The 1,740-nt window shown below is 68.1% G+C and carries 2 protein-coding genes and 1 pseudogene; 1 reads left to right on the forward strand and 2 read right to left on the reverse strand.

Annotated features, from left to right (window positions below; genetic code table 11):
- Positions 1 to 255 (reverse strand): annotated as a pseudogene (locus ABZ281_RS48200) (NUDIX hydrolase); the annotation flags it as partial.
- A gap of 46 nt (positions 256 to 301) precedes the next feature.
- Entirely contained in the window at positions 302 to 1,111 is an 810-nt protein-coding gene (locus ABZ281_RS48205; protein ID WP_356665062.1) for a M15 family metallopeptidase, read from the reverse strand.
- Between the two features lie 167 nt (positions 1,112 to 1,278).
- On the opposite strand from ABZ281_RS48205, the gene ABZ281_RS48210 reads away from it, so the two are divergent.
- Positions 1,279 to 1,704, forward strand: a complete 426-nt coding sequence (locus ABZ281_RS48210) for a zinc ribbon domain-containing protein (RefSeq protein WP_356665064.1) — start codon at positions 1,279 to 1,281, stop codon at positions 1,702 to 1,704.
- Positions 1,705 to 1,740 lie beyond the last annotated feature (36 nt).

A 1,740-nucleotide genomic window follows, 5' to 3' on the forward strand; every position in this document is an offset into this window, starting at 1 on the left:
GATGTAACCGCCGGGCAGGGCGATCCCTCCGCGCGCGGGGGCGATGGTTCGGGTGATGACGACCAGGGCGGTGCCCTTGGTGTCGTACACGGGCTGGAGGGCGACCGCGACCGGGAGGGGATTGCGGTAGGCCACGGCCCCGCACACCGGGCAGGTGCGGGGCCAGCCGGTGACGCCCTCTCGGTAGGGCGCGCCGCAGCTCGAACAGTGGGAGTTCGGCACGGAGTTGGAAGCGGAGTGCTGAGATTCGGACACGCGCGGACTGTAGCCGATCACGGAGAGGGCGCCTCGAGCAGGCTGCTCAATGAGCACCGGTGAGGGACTTCCTGGCCACGGGGAAGTCGAAGTACGTGTCCGGATGGGCCTCGGGCTTGAAGGTGTAGTGCCACCACTCCTCTGCCAGGTTCACGAAGCCGAGGCCTTCCAGGGTGCCCTTGAGCAGCAGTCGGTTGGCGCGCTGTCGGCCCTGGATGCGGGGGTCGAGGGTGTGCGAGAGGGTGTCGAAGCAGTCGAAGCCGGTCCCCATGTCGATCGAGTTGTCGGGAAATCGCTCGCCCTGGGGTGCGAAGCAGGGCACCAGGGACTCTCCGGGGTGGTGGGGCCGGGTCGGCTTCGCAGGGAGCCTGACAAGCGTGACGTCCAGGGTCGAACCACGACTGTGGCCGGACTTCGCCGCGATGTAACCGTCGGCGAACAGTCGGGTCTTGTCGACGTTCGGGTAGAACGCGCCCTTCATCGCCTCGTCGTCGAGGTCCTCGGCCCAGCGGACGAAGTGGTCCACCGCTCGCTGCGGCCGGTAGCAGTCGTACACCTTGAGCGTGTAGCCCTTGCGCAGGAGCTTGCGCTGGGCCTTGTGGAGGGCTTCTGCGGCGGGGCGGGTGAGGATGCAGATCGGCTGCCGGTAGCCGTCGATGCGCTCCCCCACGAAGTTGTGCGCGGTGACGTAGCGCATCTCCTGAAGGATGGTCGGATCCACGCTTCTGAGCGCCACGAAGTCCTTGGGCGCCTTCGGGTCGGTGCCGGCCTGGGCGGTCGTGCTGGGTGCGGTCGATGCCAGCAGGGCGGCGAACGTGGTGATCAGGGCACGTGCCACGGTGGTGAGTCGTGTCATGCCCCTGCGTCTACCAGGACAGGTGGCGTCATGGAAAGGGGCCGCATACGCAGTTCCGTTCGCTTCGGGCTCGCGGACTGCCGATCTCCGACGGGCCGTGACACACTTCTGACGAACCGTCAGGTTCTTTCTGTGGGGAGGGTGCTGTGGCGCGTGCACGAACTCCGGTGGTGACGGGGTGGTTCGCCGGGGAAGGGGACGATTTCCGGCTGCTCGGCACGCGCTGTTCCGCGTGCGCCTCGGTGTTCTTCCCCCGCGAGGACCATCACTGCCGCAACCCCGCCTGTGCGGGCGGCGAGTTGGTGGAGATTCGGCTGTCGCGGCGGGGACGGGTCTGGTCCTTCACGGACAGCCGGTATCCACCTCCGTCACCCTACGTGACCGATCCGGAGCTTCCGTGGGAGCCGTGCGCGTTCATCGCTGTGGAGCTGGAGGCCGAGCGGATGGTGGTCCTGGGACAGGCGGCTCCCGGGATCACCGTCGCCGACCTGGCGGTGGGCCTGGAGGTGGAGGTCGTACCCGGTGTGCTCCATGAGGACGCGGAGACGACGTGGACGACGTGGCACTGGCGGCCGACGGGGGTGACGGCATGACGAAAGAGGTGGCGGTACTCGGCGCGGGCATGCACC

It is taken from the genome of Streptomyces sp. NPDC006265, assembly GCF_040613555.1.
In the GTDB taxonomy this organism is placed as follows: domain Bacteria; phylum Actinomycetota; class Actinomycetes; order Streptomycetales; family Streptomycetaceae; genus Streptomyces.

Excerpts from the sequence above, each read along its gene's own strand:
- ABZ281_RS48205 (WP_356665062.1), bottom strand. The coding sequence starts at position 1,111 with ATGACACGACTCACCACCGTGGCACGTGCCCTGATCACCACGTTCGCC.